Origin of the sequence: Chroococcidiopsis sp., assembly GCF_051657925.1 — a bacterium.
Classification (GTDB): Bacteria; Cyanobacteriota; Cyanobacteriia; order Cyanobacteriales; family Chroococcidiopsidaceae; genus Chroococcidiopsis.
This window is the reverse complement of record NZ_JBOFLP010000015.1, coordinates 1-17,468: the sequence shown is the minus strand read 5'-3', so window position 1 is coordinate 17,468 and position 17,468 is coordinate 1. Positions and strand designations below refer to the sequence as shown.

Annotated in this window: 20 protein-coding genes, 2 tRNA genes and 1 pseudogene; 4 read left to right on the top strand and 19 right to left on the bottom strand. The window is 43.6% G+C overall.

From position 1 onward, the window contains the following. The 5 genes and pseudogenes from ACRC32_RS01315 to ACRC32_RS01295 form a co-directional block, all read right to left on the bottom strand. A pseudogene (locus ACRC32_RS01315) lies at positions 1 to 169 on the bottom strand (slipin family protein); the annotation flags it as partial. A 527-nt stretch (positions 170 to 696) separates the two neighbouring features. Then, a tRNA-Ile gene (locus ACRC32_RS01310) sits at positions 697 to 769 on the bottom strand. A 2-nt stretch (positions 770 to 771) separates the two neighbouring features. After that, positions 772 to 843, bottom strand: a tRNA-Tyr gene (locus tag ACRC32_RS01305). A 177-nt stretch (positions 844 to 1,020) separates the two neighbouring features. Then, on the bottom strand, positions 1,021 to 1,191 hold the full coding sequence (locus ACRC32_RS01300; RefSeq protein ID WP_438552285.1) for a hypothetical protein: 171 nt from the start codon (positions 1,189 to 1,191) through the stop codon (positions 1,021 to 1,023). Between the two features lie 72 nt (positions 1,192 to 1,263). After that, positions 1,264 to 2,067, bottom strand: coding sequence for a reverse transcriptase family protein (locus ACRC32_RS01295; RefSeq protein ID WP_438552284.1), 804 nt, complete (start codon positions 2,065 to 2,067; stop codon positions 1,264 to 1,266). 121 nt (positions 2,068 to 2,188) lie between these two features. Between ACRC32_RS01295 and mtnC the strand changes: the two genes are divergently transcribed. Beyond that, positions 2,189 to 2,917, top strand: coding sequence for an acireductone synthase (gene mtnC, locus ACRC32_RS01290; protein ID WP_438552283.1), 729 nt, complete (start codon positions 2,189 to 2,191; stop codon positions 2,915 to 2,917). Between the two features lie 3 nt (positions 2,918 to 2,920). On the opposite strand, the gene ACRC32_RS01285 is transcribed toward mtnC, so the two are convergent. Next, complete coding sequence (locus ACRC32_RS01285; protein WP_438552282.1) at positions 2,921 to 3,886, bottom strand: DMT family transporter; 966 nt, start codon at positions 3,884 to 3,886, stop codon at positions 2,921 to 2,923. A gap of 40 nt (positions 3,887 to 3,926) precedes the next feature. After that, positions 3,927 to 4,736 carry a hypothetical protein gene (locus ACRC32_RS01280; protein WP_438552281.1) on the bottom strand — a complete coding sequence of 270 codons (810 nt, stop codon included), beginning with the start codon at positions 4,734 to 4,736 and terminating at the stop codon, positions 3,927 to 3,929. Positions 4,737 to 4,946: 210 nt separating this feature from the next. Between ACRC32_RS01280 and ACRC32_RS01275 the strand changes: the two genes are divergently transcribed. Next, positions 4,947 to 5,279: a hypothetical protein gene (locus ACRC32_RS01275; protein ID WP_438552280.1), complete on the top strand. Its 333-nt coding sequence runs from the start codon at positions 4,947 to 4,949 to the stop codon at positions 5,277 to 5,279. A 44-nt stretch (positions 5,280 to 5,323) separates the two neighbouring features. Here ACRC32_RS01275 and gndA read toward each other — a convergent pair whose 3' ends face one another. Genes gndA through ACRC32_RS01260 form a run of 3 tightly spaced genes read right to left on the bottom strand, consistent with a single transcriptional unit; the run spans position 5,324 to position 9,263 of the window. Beyond that, complete coding sequence (gndA, locus tag ACRC32_RS01270) at positions 5,324 to 6,820, bottom strand: NADP-dependent phosphogluconate dehydrogenase (RefSeq protein ID WP_438552279.1); 1,497 nt, start codon at positions 6,818 to 6,820, stop codon at positions 5,324 to 5,326. 50 nt (positions 6,821 to 6,870) lie between these two features. After that, entirely contained in the window at positions 6,871 to 7,008 is a 138-nt protein-coding gene (locus ACRC32_RS01265; RefSeq protein WP_438552278.1) for a hypothetical protein, read from the bottom strand. A 20-nt stretch (positions 7,009 to 7,028) separates the two neighbouring features. Further along, positions 7,029 to 9,263, bottom strand: a complete 2,235-nt coding sequence (locus ACRC32_RS01260) for a transglycosylase domain-containing protein (protein WP_438552277.1) — start codon at positions 9,261 to 9,263, stop codon at positions 7,029 to 7,031. Positions 9,264 to 9,513: 250 nt separating this feature from the next. On the opposite strand from ACRC32_RS01260, the gene folK reads away from it, so the two are divergent. Both folK and ACRC32_RS01250 read left to right on the top strand, forming a co-directional pair. Further along, positions 9,514 to 9,990, top strand: a complete 477-nt coding sequence (gene folK / locus ACRC32_RS01255) for a 2-amino-4-hydroxy-6-hydroxymethyldihydropteridine diphosphokinase (protein WP_438552276.1) — start codon at positions 9,514 to 9,516, stop codon at positions 9,988 to 9,990. A gap of 102 nt (positions 9,991 to 10,092) precedes the next feature. Next, positions 10,093 to 10,644, top strand: coding sequence for an NUDIX hydrolase (locus tag ACRC32_RS01250; protein ID WP_438552286.1), 552 nt, complete (start codon positions 10,093 to 10,095; stop codon positions 10,642 to 10,644). Between the two features lie 38 nt (positions 10,645 to 10,682). Here the strand turns inward: ACRC32_RS01250 and ACRC32_RS01245 are convergent, their stop codons facing one another. The 9 genes from ACRC32_RS01245 to ACRC32_RS01205 form a co-directional block, all read right to left on the bottom strand. After that, positions 10,683 to 11,351 (bottom strand): hypothetical protein, encoded by a 669-nt coding sequence (locus ACRC32_RS01245; RefSeq protein WP_317105003.1) that lies wholly within the window; start codon positions 11,349 to 11,351, stop codon positions 10,683 to 10,685. A 153-nt stretch (positions 11,352 to 11,504) separates the two neighbouring features. After that, positions 11,505 to 12,383, bottom strand: a complete 879-nt coding sequence (locus tag ACRC32_RS01240; RefSeq protein WP_438552275.1) for a serine/threonine-protein kinase — start codon at positions 12,381 to 12,383, stop codon at positions 11,505 to 11,507. Positions 12,384 to 12,718: 335 nt separating this feature from the next. Further along, positions 12,719 to 13,705, bottom strand: coding sequence for a tetratricopeptide repeat protein (locus tag ACRC32_RS01235; protein WP_438552274.1), 987 nt, complete (start codon positions 13,703 to 13,705; stop codon positions 12,719 to 12,721). A gap of 111 nt (positions 13,706 to 13,816) precedes the next feature. Beyond that, a complete protein-coding gene (locus ACRC32_RS01230; protein WP_192162264.1) occupies positions 13,817 to 14,290 on the bottom strand; it encodes an allophycocyanin in 474 nt (157 codons plus the stop codon). 146 nt (positions 14,291 to 14,436) lie between these two features. After that, complete coding sequence (locus ACRC32_RS01225) at positions 14,437 to 14,919, bottom strand: 2Fe-2S iron-sulfur cluster-binding protein (protein ID WP_106171630.1); 483 nt, start codon at positions 14,917 to 14,919, stop codon at positions 14,437 to 14,439. Between the two features lie 30 nt (positions 14,920 to 14,949). After that, positions 14,950 to 15,618, bottom strand: a complete 669-nt coding sequence (locus tag ACRC32_RS01220) for a V4R domain-containing protein (protein ID WP_438552273.1) — start codon at positions 15,616 to 15,618, stop codon at positions 14,950 to 14,952. A 55-nt stretch (positions 15,619 to 15,673) separates the two neighbouring features. Next, positions 15,674 to 16,159 carry a phycobilisome protein gene (locus tag ACRC32_RS01215; RefSeq protein ID WP_438552272.1) on the bottom strand — a complete coding sequence of 162 codons (486 nt, stop codon included), beginning with the start codon at positions 16,157 to 16,159 and terminating at the stop codon, positions 15,674 to 15,676. Between the two features lie 12 nt (positions 16,160 to 16,171). Then, entirely contained in the window at positions 16,172 to 16,693 is a 522-nt protein-coding gene (locus ACRC32_RS01210) for a hypothetical protein (RefSeq protein ID WP_438552271.1), read from the bottom strand. Then, the gene (locus tag ACRC32_RS01205) at positions 16,690 to 17,412 is read right to left on the bottom strand and encodes a V4R domain-containing protein (protein ID WP_015152440.1); all 723 of its coding nucleotides are present in this window, start codon (positions 17,410 to 17,412) and stop codon (positions 16,690 to 16,692) included. Before ACRC32_RS01205 ends, ACRC32_RS01210 begins: the two co-directional genes overlap by 4 nt. Between the last annotated feature and the right edge of the window lie 56 nt (positions 17,413 to 17,468).

Below are 17,468 nucleotides of genomic sequence, written 5' to 3'. Positions count from 1 at the left end.
ACAATTCTAAATTTTCAATTTTGGCTTCTGGCTGGTTCAAGTCATAAGTTTTGACTTGCCAATGGCGACCAAAATAAGTGTAAGTCCCTGGCTGCAAAATCTTTTTAAAATCGCTGCGGTGATATAAAATTCCGATTTCGTTAGGTTTGATATAAAAGGTTTTCCACATAGATAATTGAAGAGATGAAATGAGACTCGTAAGGTGGGCAACGCCCACCCTACGCCGGAATTTCAATAGCCAGATGTTTAGAATCTTCAGCAAGATAATCTTAGTATACTACATATAATACAAAAATATTTTTTACTCTGTCAATACAGGGTTTAACAGTTTCGGTGCGGGCAAAAGATTCTCCAAAACTGGATTAAGATTGCTGCAACCTTGCCAGAACTACCCGAAGGTAATTCCACCAAAGTCAACAACGCTCAAATACGCCGTTCGGTTTGCCAGTTCCAGAGTCTCCGTAGAGAAACGGATTGGGAAAACGAAGGGACATACTCAAGTTAGAGAGAATTGCATTTGCGCTGGCTCCTGAACTACAATAAAACACCTGCATGACAGAGTAACGAACTCCACTGATTTAGTACCAGGCAAAACCTACTACTAAGTGCTTATTGGGAAAAACCCACTGCTAACTGCTTCTTCCGAAGCCGCCTTGTCCCTAACAAGGTGTCCGTACCCAGGACGAGGGGATCTTGGAGAAAGTACAGGAATCGAACCTGCTACCAATCGGCGATACACCGATTGCTCTACCAAATGAGCTAACTTTCGGGGGTTTGATACAGGATTTGAACCTGCGACATCCCGCGTACAGCAGGCGCTCTTACCAACTGAGCTAATCAAACGGTGAAATAGCTAAAGCACTTTGCGGTATACGCTTATACTATGAGTCAGCGCACCAGTCGAGTATGCAGAACCCGTACTACAGCTTTGTAACTTTACGACTACCTCGGTATAAATTTAACACAATAACTGCAATTAGCAAGCGAGAAATTACCCAAGTCATATATTTTATTAACAACTTAAGGGCGATCGCATTTCTGTTTAATCCGTTCTACTGATGCTAGAAATTCTGCACCTTTGCTAGGATTAACCATTGCTACGTAGTTAGCAAACCCAGTAATTGCAGCAATTAAATTATTTGAATTTCCCCATTTTTTGCCTGATAAACCTTCTTGTTCGATTTGATACAAAGTAGCTCGAAAAGCTTTCAGCGTTTTTCTAGATAGATTTAATTGTTGATTGACAATAATACCTGTTATTTCTTATTGTACAGATCTACTCAAAATTTTAATTTTGTCAGGATTGATTGTAAAGCCTTCTTCAGTAATGATGAACTGACTTGCATGAATCAAATTATTTATTTTATGCGATGCATTTTCAAAACCAGAAAAAGTTAGATCGTCGGCGTAACGTGTATAGCAACATTCAAAATCATGAGCAAGTTTAGTTAAATGCGTATCGAGGCGATCGCAAACAAGATTTGAAATAGCAGGGCTTGTTGGCGAACCTTGAGGTAAGTGGCGTTTTTCTGTATCCTTATAGTTGATTTTATTATTGACATTTATTTCCGCAACGGTGCAAATTAAACCAAAAATTGTTGCCGCTGTTTCAGAATAACCAAAACTACAAAATAATTCTTTGACACGCTTATATAAAATTGACTGAAAAAAGTTTTGGAGATCTAGCTTTACTATTACATCTCTACCTACATGAGGTCTAGCATTAGTAACAATAGAGCGATCGCGACAAAAACCATGAGCCGCATCGTGAATTTCTATATTTTCTAAAATATGCTTTGAAATCCATTTTTGAGTAGCTTTCAGTTCAGGTCTTGGGGCAGAAATTGTTCTTGCTTCGCCTGTTTTTTTGGAAATTTGAAAGCAGTAATAAAGTGGAGTAGAAGATCTGGAGCGATCGCCAGCAAAAAAATACAGTTTTTCTAAACTGATTCCCATCGCTAATGCTATTTCTTCATCGGTGTTACATTTGGGTAATCTTTTTTTGCGTAACTGTTTGATACTACCATCATTTAAGTGTGGAATAGTGGCTTGAAATTGAATATTCATAATCGCTACTTTACCAGGTGATTGCAGTCTTGAGGCATATTACTTAAAAGACTAAACATTAAGCGCCATCTCTGTATGTATACTGGATCGGGTTGATGCGTATAATGAGTCTTGCGTAACCATGCCCGATCGCTATTCTGCTCGTGCAGATATTATCTTGCTCGATATTGAAGGAACTACGACTCCGATTGATTACGTTTTCGGCGTGTTGTTTCCTTTTGCTCAAAAGCAGGTAGAATCATTTCTGCAAACTCACGAGGGCGAAAGTGGAGTACAAGCAGATCTAGAGCGATTGCGCCAAGAGTATGCAGCCGATGTTGCTCAGGGATTGACTGTACCTGCATGGGTGGATGATTCAGCAAACGCCGCCGTACCTTACATTCATTATTTAATTGCAGCCGATCGCAAATCTACCGGACTCAAATCGTTACAAGGGAAAATTTGGGAAAGTGGTTATCGAGATGGAACGCTGCGATCGCAACTCTTCCCCGATGTTAAACCTGCATTTGAACGTTGGACTCGCGAAGGTAAACTATTATATATCTTTTCGTCAGGTAGCGTTCAGGCACAACAATTGTTATTTCAATATTCTGAAGCAGGCGATTTAACTCGGTTTTTGAGCGGTTATTTCGATACTGAAACTGGCTCGAAAAAAGAGGCAGAAAGTTATCGTAAAATTGCCCAGGCGATCGGCATATTACCAAACCAGATTCTCTTTATTTCAGATGTAACGGCAGAACTAAAAGCAGCTAAAGAGGCGGGAATGCAAACCCTTTTTTCTCTGCGACTGGGCAATCGAACATCAGATTCGGAGGGGTTTCCGGTTATTAGCAGTTTTGATAATGTTTGAGCTTCAATTAGGTTGATGCGATCGCTTAATTAAAGCTCGTTCCCCACTCAGCAAAGCAATGCCCAATGTAACAATACCAATACCTAAAATCTGGATTGCATTTAAGGTTTCGTGAATTATCAGCCAAGCAACTAATGCCGTCAATGCTGGACTGCTAGAACCAATTATAGAGGCGGCGGTTGCACCGATCGCGCGAATACCAATATTATTCAAAATATGTCCGAGAAAACTCACCAATCCTGAAAATATCCCGCCAATCCATAGAGGTGTCCAGGCAAGATTATTATAGGGAAGTTGCCAAAATAGCAAGCTCATGCCAGAAAGCAGCAGTGTGGTAGCAAAACTGATCCAAGTGAAGGGAATTGGATGCAGTTTTTCAAAACATTTTTGGGCAATTACCGTATAAAGAGCATAAACAATTCCAGAGCCGACGCTGGCAAGAATGCCGATCGCAATTGCATAACTATTCTGAGTAGGTGTAGCTTGAGGAATAGTCAGAGCGCTACCGACTAAAATGATGCCCATGACAAGCCAGCGAAACAACGTCGGGCGATCGCCAAAAAACTGCCAAGCTAGTAGTGCCGTGAATATGGGATAGGTGAAAAATAGCGTCATGGCGATGCCAGTTGGAATCAACCCAAGGGCAACGTAGAGCGAAGCAACATAGACAAACATCAATACTCCACAGCCAAATGCCTGTATCAAAACATCGCGGCGATCGCGGTTGAATAAGCTTTGGCATTCTTTCCATGCAGATGGGTACAACTTGGGTGCGAGAAATGCCATAAGTGGAACCACCAAAAGCATTCGCATAAACATCAGCAAGAACGAATGAGGCAAATCAGGTGCGACGTATCCACCCAAAACAAATAAACCGAGAACGAGATGCTCTGCAAATAGAACTCGAACGGTGATGTTATGGAACGATAAGACAAAAGAAGATAGGAGAACTATCAGAATGCCCAGCACAGTCAAAAAGTCGATCGACTTTCTGATCTTACTGTTGAATCTACAAGACTAGCAGGTTTGGCGATCGCTGGAGATTGTTTGTAGGATGCGCCGTGTCTTCTCCTAGCTGAGCGCCAATAGCTCCACCGACAATCGAGCCAAAAACTGCCCCCGTTGGACCTAAAACCACTTTCCCCGCTACTGCGCCAAAAATTTGCCCAGTAGTTTCGCCAATTTTTTCGCCTGCTCTCTTTTGCAGGGTTTGGGCAATTTGCTCTGGTTTTAACTGAGTTCCTTGAGTATTGGCTAACGAAACAAATTGGTCAACCTGTTGCACGGTTTCAGCACCAAATTGAGCACCAATGATACTACCAACGAAAACACCAATCTGACTTCCCAAAATAGCGCCTGCGGGTCCCATCACGAGCGCTCCCGCTGTAGCGCCGATAGCGCCACCAAACATATCTCCTACCGCTCCACCAACCAAAGTTGCACCAAATGTTCTCAACTGTGACTGAGCCGTGTCAGGCTCGCGATCGGAATTTATGCTATCTGATGTATTTGTACCTAAATCTATTTGTAAATTGCTTACCTGTGCGATCGCTGCTAGCAACTCTACAGGTGGGGTAGGAGTGTTAGGAAACTGAGTCACCTCATAAGTAATAGTCAGACACTCTACTGTAGGATTGACTCTAACGCTTTCGACAACTGCCAAAGATTGAATTTGTTGCTCTAACTGGGCATAAGCTGCATCTTCAATTGGTTGGAGCAAGCGCAATCGCAACCGTCCCGCCACTGCATGAGCGATCGCACTCCTAACTTTAACTACAGTACTTTCCTCAGCAGCATCTAACTCAACAGCAAGGGACATACATTATCTCTTCCCTAAGATAGATTTTATCTATTGTATATTTTGTCGAGAAGAAATGAGTAGTGAGGGGTCATTTGTCATTTGTGCGCGATTCAGAAGTAAGTTCTTCTCTGCTCGTGCGCTCCCTGCTCCCTGCTCCCTGATAACTGATACACTGAGAGTATAAATTAAATCGCGTTCTCATCCTCGCTGGTTTAGAGGTGAGTGGCAATGAAAGCTAAAATTCTCGCCCTGGCTGCATTACTGACAATTTGCACCGCAGCACCTGCTAAAGCCGAAACAGATGTCGATTTTGGCGTAACAATTGGCGATCGCGCTGGAATTATTATCGTTCCTTCCCAATGGCGCGATCGCGACTATCATCGACACTACAGACGCGATTGGCATCGCCGCCCGCGCTATCGACTGTATCGTCCCGATCGGTATGGTTACGATCGCTTTTACGATCCATACAGATATGGTAAGAGATATCACCGCCGCTACAGGCACGGACGATATTACTATCCACGCCGCAATTCCGTGCAAATCAGGATTGGTTTTTAAGTAAATACTTGTAGGGTGCGTTGATAACGCACCCTGTATCTTTCCTAACGGCTGCCCGTTGGTTGAGGTGTAGTTGGTTGATCCGCTTGTAGCGGTTCTGGGGTAGAAGTTTGTAAGGACTCTTCGGAGAACTTCGTCCACTCGGTATGGAAGAAGCCTTCTTTGTCAGTCCGTTCGTAAGTGTGAGCGCCGAAGTAGTCGCGTTGAGCTTGCGTCAGGTTTTGGGGCAAGCGATCGCGTCTGTAGCTATCAAAATAATCCAACGACGCACTAAAAGCAGGTACGGGAATGCCAAGTTTCGCCGCTGCTGCTAAAACTTCCCGCCATGCATCTTGGCGATCGAGGATTGTTTGTTTAAACTCTGGAGCCAATAGCAAGTTGGGTAAAGTCGGATTTTCGATGAAAGCACTCTGAATCTTACCTAAAAATCCAGCGCGAATAATACAGCCACCTTTCCAAATTCGCGCCATTTCGCTCAAATTCAGGTCGTAAGAATACTCTTTGGAAGCTGTTGCCAACAGTGCCATTCCTTGAGCGTAAGAGCAGATTTTAGAACAATACAATGCATCCCGCACCATATTGACGAATGCCTTCGCATCACCCTGATACGTTCCTGTAGGACCAGGCAGCATTTGGGATGCAGCTACACGCTCTTGCTTGTACGAGGACATAATCCGCGCGTTTACCGCTGCCGTAATTGTAGGAATACACACCCCGAATTCCAAAGCACTTTGCACCGTCCAGCGCCCCGTGCCTTTTTGTCCGGCAGAATCGAGAATCATATCGACCAAGTGATTTTTGGTGTCAGGGTCGATATAGCGGAAAATATCTGCGGTAATCTCAATCAGGTAAGAATTGAGTTCGTCAGTAGTATTCCACTCGGCAAAAATTTCGTGCAGTTGCCGATTGTCCAAGCCCAAACCATCTTTGAGAAGGCTGTAGGCTTCGGCAATCAACTGCATATCGCCGTACTCAATGCCATTGTGAACCATTTTGACGTAGTGACCCGCACCCCCAGGACCGATATAAGTCACGCAGGGACCGTCTTCTACTTGAGCGGCAATTTTATTAAAAATTGGTGACAAATACTCGTAAGAACTTTTCGTTCCCCCAGGCATTAAGCTGGGACCATTTAATGCCCCTTCTTCACCTCCACTTACACCCATACCGATGAAGCGGAAGCCTTCTGGTTCTAATTCGCGGGTGCGTCGCGCCGTATCGTCATATAGTGAGTTACCGCCATCAATGATGATGTCGCCTTCATCCAACAAGGGTTTGAGCTGCTGAATGACTGCATCCACTGGCGCACCAGCTTTGACCATGATCAAAATCTTGCGGGGGCGTTCTAGGGCATTGACAAATTCTTCTAGAGAGTAAGTAGCGACGGCGTTTTTGCCCTGCGCCCGTTCCGCCATGAATGCATCGGTTTTTTCGGGAGTGCGATTGTAAACTGCGATGGGAAAACCATTACGCTCGACATTTAGGGCAAGGTTTTCACCCATAACCGCTAGTCCAATCACACCAAAGCTTTGCTGTGCCATAAGATTCTACGCTAAGCTCTGCACTTTCCAAGGATGAGTTCCCTTTCAGTCTAGCTCGTCATGTTTTTTTGGACTCTTACGAATTCCTTAAAGGTCAGTAGTGAGTGGTGCGCGGGTATGCGTGGTGCGTGGTGCGCGGGTATGCGTGGTGCGTGAGAAGAGTTCGCTGATAACTGGTCACTGGTCACTGATAACTGCTCCCCACTCCCTACTCCCCTTCTGTGGGTATTTCTTGACTCGGAAATAGCGTTGGTTGGCGTGGAATGCGATTTTGACGCAAGCGATCCATGAGTCGATTGTAGCGTTGTGGGTCGGCGGCGGAGGTCTGACGCTGCAAACGCGATCGCCAGAGACGGCGGCGCAGTTCTTGGCTTTGTCGATCCCGTCTGCGTCTTCTGCGAGTAGGTTGGTAATTTTCTGAGTTTTCTCCTTGACGTAGGGAACCACCCTCGCTATTTTGGTCGGTAATTTTGCCAATCGATATTCTTCTAGGTTTAACTGGCTGTCGTTTGATACTAGGTTTGCGGTTGTCTAAGTTGGGTAAAGCGGCAAATTTCTCTACAGCCATGCCTTCTACAGCTTGCACCATAAATCGATTCCAAGCATAGGCTGCTGTACTGCTACTACCTGCCGTGGGTTGATTATTATCGTTTCCTAACCAAACTCCGGTAACGAGTTGGGGAATGTAGCCGACGAACCATAAATCGCGAGCTTTGTCTGATGTCCCAGTTTTACCTGCGACAGAACGATCTACCAAAGCCGCCGCACCACCAGTTCCAGCAGTGATGACATTTCTTAACATCCAAGTGGCGATCGCCGCACTGTCTGGATCTAGAACTCGCTGGGATTTAAACTGAGCATCGTAGATAATATTGCCACTGCGATCGCGAATTCGCCGGATGCCATGAGCTTCTGTATGCATTCCCCCAGTTGCCAAAGAACCATAGGCGCTGCTCAATTCCAACAAATTCACTTCTGCCGAACCTAAAGCCAAAGAATAGGCAGGGATCAAAGGTGATTTAATGCCCATTGACTGGGCGAGTTTAATTGTCGGATCGAAGCCTACATCCATTAACACCTTGACTGCGACTACGTTAATTGAAGCAGCAAGAGCATCCCGCATCGACATATTGCCCCGAAATCTCTCGCTGAAGTTTTTCGGTTCGTAACCATCGACTTTGAAGGGAGAATCGAGATATTGTTTGTAAGGAGAAAGACCGCTAGCGATCGCAGCCGTGTAGACAAACCCTTTGAATGTCGAGCCTGGTTGTCTTTGGGCTTGAGTAGCGCGATTGAACTGATGTTTGCCGAAGTCCGTTCCCCCTACCATTGCCCTCACTTCGCCGTTACGAGGATCGATCGCTACTAGTGCTGCTTGCTCGAATCTTTGCCATTTCCCATTCTCGGTTACAGTTTTTAGCACAACTGCTTCAGCAGCTTGCTGCCATTTGGGATTGAGGCTGGTTTCTACCGTCAGTCCGCCGGCTTTGAGGGCATCCGCAGGGACGTATTTGGGTAATTCTCGTTGAATATAGGTAGTAAAGTAGGAGGCTTTAGCTTGAAGTCGCTTAGGAGAACTAGTTTTTATCGTTAGAGGTGACTCTCTCGCCGCCGTCGCCTCAGATGCAGTAATGACTCCATCCTCCTGCATCCGCTGCAATACCAAGTTGCGCCGCCCAATCGCCGTCGATTTATTCACTGTAGGAGAGTAAAAATTCGGTGCTGGGGCTAGTCCGGCAATTGTTGCTATCTCAGATAGTGTCAGCTGGTTAACTGACTTGCTGAAATAAACCCAAGCCGCATCTGCTACGCCATAAGCCCCTTGTCCCAAATAAACTGAGTTGAGATAACGTTCTAAAATTTGGTCTTTGCTTAAATTCTCTTCAATTTTCATTGCCAGACGAATCTCTTTGAGCTTGCGCCACAGACTGCGCTCTTGATTTAAAAAGAGAATTCGTGCTAGCTGTTGTGTAATGGTACTCCCACCCTCCACCAAATTAGCCGAACGCAAATTTGCCCAGACTGCCCTGACAATCCCCTGGCGATCGAAACCGCGATGTTGATAAAAGCGCCTGTCTTCCGAAGCAATAAAAGCTTGGACTAGAGGTTTGGGAATTTGCTCTATTTTCAACGGTTCTCTAGTTGCTGGACCTTGCTGCTGTAAAATTGTGCCATCTCCAGCCGCGATCGTTAGCGTTTGACTCCGCACGGTAGCGAATAGTTCATTCGCTAGTGGTAAACTACTCTCTATAGATAACCAAACACTACTCAATGCCGCTAGCCCGCCGCCAAAACCCACAAGCAACCAAAACCAGAACCGAAAATAGAGGGGTTTGTAGCGAGATTTAATAGACGATTTCTGGGAACTACCTGAAGATCGCCCACTTTGGTGGCGATCGGAAAACTTTCCAGATGGACTTTGCCCTGTTGAATCTGGTTCCATCAGCTTTGGTTACTCACTCCTCAAAATAGCGGATAAATCCCATCACACCAACGCGATCGCTCGTAACAAATACGAATCCCATTTCCAAGCTATAACCGTCTCGCATATTTTAATCCCTGTTTAAGAATGGAGTCTTAAGTGACACACTATTTAAAGGGAGTAGGGAGTAGGGAGTAAAGAGCAGGGGAGCAAGACAATTCAAAATTCAAAATTTTCTGACTCCTGACAAATGACGAATGACGAATGACAAATGACTAATTGCGCGATCGCCCTGGGAAGTAATCTTGGTGATTCTTTGGCTATTGTAGAGGCTGCTTTAGCAACTTTGGCAGATATACCTAAGATTGTAATTGTGGCAAAATCTAGCTGGTATCGCACAAAAGCAGTAGGACCACCGCAGCCAGATTATATTAATGGTTGTGCAGTGCTTCAAGTTCAACTGTCGCCGCAGGCATTGTTAGATATTCTACTGACAACCGAAGTAAAATTCGGGCGCGTGCGCCAAGAGCGCTGGGGGGCGAGAACGCTTGACATTGACCTTTTGTTGTACGACAATCTCATTCTCGATACTCCTAGCCTTACCCTACCTCATCCCCGCATGAGAGAACGAGCCTTTGTTCTCGTTCCGCTAGCAGAAATTGCTCCAAGTTGGATCGATCCTGTATCCGGTAAAGCGATCGCTACGCTACTTCAAGCTGTAGATTGTACTGGAGTCAGTTATCAGTGACCAGTGACCAGTGACCAGTTACCAGTTACCAGTTACCAGTTACCAGGAGTTAGGAGTAATTTTTCTTCCCTACTCCCTACTCCCTACTCCCTACTCCCTCACATGATGCAAGAACCTCCACAATTACTCAAACATCGCCTGTTTTACCAAGGGCGTAAATTTAGTTTTGAAGTCAATCGCTATCGTTTACCCAACCAAGTTGAAGGCGATTGGGAATGCGTCCGCCACCCTGGAGGCGCTTTAGCTGTTCCTATTACTTTAGAAGGTAAATTAATTCTATTGCGGCAATATCGCTTTGCCACACAAGGCAGAATTTTAGAATTCCCTGCCGGGACTGTAGAGCCAAACGAAGAACCGTTTGACACGATTCAAAGAGAAATTGAGGAAGAGACAGGCTATCGCGCTCAAAAATGGCAAAAACTGGGACAATTTTTTCTTGCCCCTGGTTATTCTGATGAAATTATTTATAGTTTTTTAGCGCAAGATTTAGTTCCTTTGGATGCGCCTCCTAGTCAGGATGCGGACGAAGATATAGAAACAGTCTTCATGACACCCCAGGAATTTGAACAAGCCATTCTCGCCGGACAACCAATAGATGCTAAATCTATTGCTAGTTTTGTTCTAGCTAAACCGTTTTTACTTGCTTCTCAGTAGATGGCAGACGATCGCTGATAACTGATAACTGATAACTGTTAAATCTGCGCCGATCGCGGTTTTGCAGCAACCCAGTGAGAGTAAGAAGTAACTTGAGTAATTAATACTCCTTCCGGTAATTCACCAATTTTTTTATATTCAATTGTAGTTGTAAAGTCGCGGATGAACTGAGCAACTTGACAGACATAACCAACGATCCATTCTTGTATCCAATTGAGTTGTTCGACATTGGCTACATCCTTTCCTTGTCCGGCAAAGGTGATTTTGCCAAACCGATCGAATTCAAATAAATTTAGCCATTCAAAATCAGGACGAGTTGATTTCCATGTGTTGATAGTCAACGTGCGCCCTATGTAATTGATACTATATTCATTCAGTTGAACCAGGGCTTGAACTATATCTTCAATCTTGACAGCTACTCGCTTAAAACCTAATATCCATAAGATCTGGCGTTTAATCTCGCCTAATCCTTGATAGTTATGGGGACTTTCTACAGAAATTCTTTGATGATTGGCTACTAACACTTCCAGTTTTTCAACTTTAGTAGAAATTTCAGTAGTATCGGCATAAAGAGTCTGTAAAAGTTGTTCGATAGTTTCTTCTAGATAAATTCCTCTTAGAAGCTTTTCTAAAGTTTCTTGTGTGTTGAAACAAAAGCCAGTTTTCTGACTCAAGATTGTTTTCAATTCCTCTTCGTTTTGCAGCAAGAGTTTACGAATATAATAACAAGTTGAAAATCCGGGTTTAACTAAGTAGCTCATGATATTAATCGATAGTAAAGGTAGTGTGATGTTGTCGAAAAATAAGTAAATTCTTAAACAAAAAATATGGCGATCGCAATTGATGAGTTTACTAGTCTACTAGGCTTGTGTACTATTTAAGTAAGAGAATGAAGGAATATTAGAAGGTATATTTAGAGGGGGAATATTACCGTATGTTACTTTTTCTACTTCTATAGCTAATTGAACTGACTTCATCATCTCAGCTGCTGATGGAAACCGCTTGTTAGGGAATTTTTGCATGGCAGTGGAGATTGTAGAACGTAGTAAGAGAGGAACAGCGCTAGGAATTTCTACAGCTTGATTCATGTGGGCTGTCATTAATTCTCCTGGCATTCCTGAAAAAGGACGAAATCCCAAAACCAACTCGTACAGCATTACTCCAACTGCATAAAGATCTGAAGCTGGAGAAGATTTACCATAAAATCTTTCTGGAGCCATGTAAGCAGGAGAGCCAGTACAAATAATTTTATCTGTAGAAATTTCTTGACAAACTCTTGCTAAACCAAAATCAGAAATCCGAGCTAAGTAGCTAGTAGAACCTATACTAATTAAAATATTTTCTGGCTTAATATCGCAGTGAACGACACCACGAGTGTGTGCGTGTTCCAGTCCAGCAAGAATATCTGTAATAAATTTCAAACCGTGAATGAGATTAAAATCATCGCTTTGCATGAAATTACGCAAAGTTCCGGCTTCGCAATAGTCCATAACCAAAAATCTCGCATTTTTTATATGTTCGATACCTTGGAAAGAAATAATATTAGGATGCTGTAAGCTAGATAAAAAATGTAATTCTCGTAAAAACTTTTTCGTAGGAAAACGTTGTTGATCGAGTTCTTTAAGTGCTACAGTCTTACCATTCTTTTTATCAATAGCACAGTAGACTCGTCCGAATTGCCCTTGTCCAACTAGCTTTAAAATATGATACTTGGAGGAAGTTGGTAAAATTTCACTCATAGTTTTTAGGATAAAAAGTATCTTAATTTCTGTGTCGGCTGCAACGATTAGAGCGATATAATGCTTTACATCAAATCTGTTATGATTGCTCTGCTATCTGCTATTTTTAATTTTAGATATTAGTCTTTTAACGGAGTTTCTATAAATGCTTGAAATACCAAAAAAGGCTTGATAAACTGACTGACAGCTCAAAAATTGAAAATAACTGAGAATTGGGGTAATGTAACCCCAATTCATTTTGGTCAACTTTGCCTTAGTTTTGAACTAGACAAAAATGACGTTATATAGCTCAGCCAGATTTCGTTGCGGCGCGATCGCCTCCCAATTGACCTAAATTAAGAGAACAAAGACTCTAAGGCAATATCTTCAAACGATCCTGCCATTGAGCTTTCGTAAGCTACCTCTGTGAGCGCTTCAGCTTCACTAGGCGAATCTAAATCGTGAAACTTCTTACCGAGGTCGCGAGCAATTTGATATTTATCAATCTCACCGCTCTCAAAGAATAGTCTGGCGGCTTCGCGTAAATCCCGTACTGCCGCTTTTTTATCACCGAGATCGGCATGGGCAAGACCGCGACTTTGAAAAGCTTCTGCATATTGAGGATTAACTCGAATTGCTTCTGTAAAATCACCAACTGCTGCTTCGCGATCGCCCAAGCGTTGGTAACTCAAACCGCGATTGAAGAAAGCATTAGCAGAAATCGGATTGATCCGCAAGCTTTGAGTGCAAGTCTCGATATCGCGCAAAGCATCTACAGTTCTAGCAATCTTAGCTTGTTCGTTCATCAAACGGTTGTTTTGCTCCTGTACCAGCATATTAGTTTGTTGCTGGAGCTGTTCTAGCTGCTGGTTGAGCGTTTCTAGTTGCGTTTGTAACTGGTTTTGAATGTTTGCGTCTTGCTGTTGGAGTTGAGCAAGACTTCGATCGTTATTTTCTCGCGCTTGTTGCAAGTTATTATTTGTTAGCTGAAGGTGTTCGTCCAACAACTTAATTCCAGCTTGAGCTTCACCATGCTTTTTCTCTGTTTGTTGCTCAAATGTTTCCAATTCTTCACTCAGTCTTTCCAGATTAGATTGAGTTTTTACCTGCTCTTGCAATACTTGAGCGATCGTGGCTAGATTGTGTTGTTTTAAATGATCTAACAGTATCCGCCGATTGGTTAAATTGAGTGCGACAGTGACAGATAGTGGAATTGCAGCAACTGCTGCCTGATTTAGCATGAAAGAAGCGATCGCGCCGCCAATCGAACCAACTACCGATGCGATTTCTACCTTTTCTAACCAAGGATATTTATTTGCTGGTGCTGTGAAATTATCTTGCATAGTAACTTACTGTGAATTTTCAATTAAGGAAATGGTAATGGGTAATAGGTTATCGCGATCGACAAATAACTAACAACCAAAAACTAACAACTACCCATTACTAACTGCCAGTTATGTTTTACCCAAAATCACTTGATTGAGTCCTAAAACTGGAGATGCAAGCGCTGCTTCTTCAGCAGATAGAAACTGTTTCATCAACTCGTTTAGTAATGGATAAGTGATGTTGGCAATATGTCCGTATTTATAAGCACGAACAATAGTTTGATACCAAAGCAAGCAACTTTCTCGCAAGCGATCGAGGTCGCTACTCAATACAGTTGTGGCTGTGTAACGTATCATATTTTTCAAATCGCGTTGGCAGGTTGAAACATTGAGCTTATTGTTACCTTGCCCAAACAGATTCTCGTTAGCAGCCCACTTTGCCTCCAACTGACTGAGAACTTCTGCCTCAGCAGCTTGAATTTTCTGATATGCACTTACACGAGAATCAAGAGACTCAATGTAATCTTTAAGAAACTGAAGTTCTTCTGAAGTAGCGTAGCGACCGTCCGCTTCTACGGTCAAGCGGGCTAACTGACTCAACATAAACTTTTCTACTCCTGGGCAATAATATTGACAACACTATTCGGTTTTAGCCTTGCTAGATATGAATTGCTGAAATTACTATCCCGCAATGTTTCTACAATCCAAAATCTGAAATCCAAAATCTAAAATCCAAAATGGTATGGCGCTTAGGTATCGCTGGCATGATTTAGATATTCGGTAACCTCACTACGAGTATCTTGAAGTTGAGTAATCATCGAACGGGTAACCAACTTACCTGCTTCCACGAGAATTCTACCGTCTAGAGGGTGAAGGATATTTTGTTCTGCCCGCGTGCCAATGAGAGACTCAATATCATCAATTGCACTGACATACGTACCAGAAGGTAATTCAACGACTACGCCTTCACCAATCACTAAAGCTTGACAAGCGAGGCGAGAATTATTGTTAGCAGAAGTAATGACCTCAATGGTACGCCGTTCGCGTCGGCTAGGTGAAGACAAGCCTTCCATGCCACTTTTGATGTAAACATGGCAGGTAGCACACATTCCTCGACCACCACACTCATGTAACACATTCAGTTCATTTTTTAACAGAACAGATAGGATGTTGCCATTCGTTTGAATGGAAGTTTCTTCACCGATTGGTTCTAGTCTGACAGTCTTTGCCATGTTTTCCTAATTGGCTAATTGCTAATTACTTCATTGATTGGAACTATTGCAAAGTCGATGCATGATGATTTCATGCTCTTGCTGTTCTTCTAACCAAGCATCAGCTGGTTTGATTCGTTGTGCTAAGCCTAGAACAAAGTGATTGTACTCAGCTCCTAGAGATTCGCAAGTTGTTTGCAAACAGTGAAGTTCCCGTCCTGTCAGTTGGCTGAAGAAAGCGCGGAGGATACCTGCTTCAAAGTGACACACTGGTCGTTTGCTTTGGGGTGCTTGCTTGGCGTAGGGAGAATTCTGAGTTTTAACCACCAAAAAGCCTTGTTGGTAGTAGCTCAAATCTAATTCAAAAGTTCCCCAGCCATGAGCTTTCCAACACTGTCTGAGACACTGGGTAAATTCAACCATCTCCATTTCGTTGATCGGCTTGGAGTAATACTCGCTGACTTGTTCGACAAACCGAGCGTAGAAATTTTTGCCCCACCAGCGTCCGCAATTGGCAAGCACTACACCGGAAGCTTGACCTGTTTCTTGGTTAAGCGCGGTATAAATCGATTGAATCAGCGTGTCTGGAATTGCTATGAGGCGATCGCCGTGGCGATTTTCCAGTAAACCTGATTCAAAATCACCCTGAATGTAGGCATCAAAGGCAAAATAATTTCCTGGTAAGCGTTCGTCTTTGATTAAATCGGCGACAGTAATCATGATTTTGTCTGTTGCTTCTGCTTGTTTGATAGTGAGTTATGCTGGCGAGTGATGCTTATGCTGGCACTGTGGCTGCACTACAAGTTCCCATGACAGCTTGTTCCACTTGAGCTAAGAACGGTTGCAGCAGAGCCATTTGTTCCTCAGCCAGAATTTCTGGCAAGCGAGTTATGAGGAACTGATAAAGGGTTGTATCAATGCCTTGTGTTTGGTGGACTTGAACGATGTCCGTCAGCCATTCCAGCAATCGATGTTGGAGAAACATGGGATTATTCAACAGCATTGCCATCGCACAGTAACGTAGCGTTCCCAGCCAATTTTTTAAGGCGCGTTCGATGGTTTCTTGTTTGTGTTGGGGAAAAGCTACGAGCAGTTGGTCGGCGATCGGTTGAAAAATGGCAATTTCGTTATCCCGCAGCAATTCATAAACTTGCAAGCGTTGGGCAAGGGATGAAACATGATGCTTCAAAGCAACTATTTCTTCTAGCCTAAGATAGCGTTCTTCAGCATCATCAAGTATGGTTCTGATTTCTGGGTACATAAATTTGCAGCTTTAGAATAGATCTGAGAAGTCTGAGAAGGTCGGTTCGGGAGCTAAAGGTGGAGGTAGCTTAGTTGCCGATTTAGGCAGAGTTCCAATTTCTGGATTCCCTTCCCAAGGAAGATACCCAAAACAATCTTTGACTCGTTGTTTCATACGAGCATAGGGATCTAGTTGTCCCCAGTTAACATCCTCAACTGGTCGCCCTTGCCAATTGCAATGGCTGAAGAATTTTTTGACGGAAAGCCGCAACCAAGCTGCGTGAGGATTGGCGATGGGAGTAAAATGCTGTAGTGGCGATTGATGTTGTAGTGGTGCTGGAATCGGCGGATTGCTATTCGCTGGCTGTTGTTCTCCTTCCCATCCGCAAAGCCGCAAGAATTGTTGAACTGTCAGGCATTCCCAAGAAGAGAGAAATTCCTCGCTAAGTTGATGTTGCGGGTAATCAGCATCCTCAAGCTCTTGTCCGTCCCAGTTACAAGATTGCAAAAATTGCTGTACCGATTGGCACAGCAAAGTATTTCGATTCCTCATCCTAACCGTTCTCCATGACGCAGCCGCTTTTCAATATCGCGAGCTGTAGCACCCTCGTTGTGCCAGAAGGCAGCAGCATCAATTCGGTCTTTTGTACCCAAGAGGAATTTACAGTATGTCTCTCCCATTGAGTAGCACTGAATTTCAATGCAACTCAAGGTTTTTTTAACGAGATCGCTGAAGAATCCAGCAAATAATCCCGCATAGATATGACAAACTGGTTTACCAACATCACCTAGCGTTCTAGCTACGGCAGAATCGAAGATGTTAACGAACATGAACCCGTTTTTGTGGTCGCTCATATCGACTTCCCAGTTGCCCCAGCCTTGAGCAGTGAAGGGCCACCACCATGCTTCTAGCATGTACAGGGAATTGACTTCTTTGACGTTCTTGCCATATTCCTGCTCAAACCACTGTTGAAAGAATTTGGCATCCCTGGTTCCCCACTCGAAGCCAATGTTGTACATCAAGACTGTAGAAGCGCTGCCGACTTCTTCTTCCAATCCTTCAATTAAGCCTACGATGAAGTCTTCTGTGGCAAATAGATGGCGCTGGTCGTGCCAATCGGTAACAATGCCCGTGTTCGGTTGAAATTGGAAGTAGTCATCAAAGCTGTAATGGTCGTGCTTTTGGGGATACTTCTTCTTTAAGGAATATTCTGCTTGCGTACCTGGTTTTGAGTGAGTAGAAAAGAGCAAATTGTCGGACGAGATAACCATTTAAAAAATACTCCTATGCATGAAAAATCGGGTGATTCTTCCGTGTAGTTTCTAGC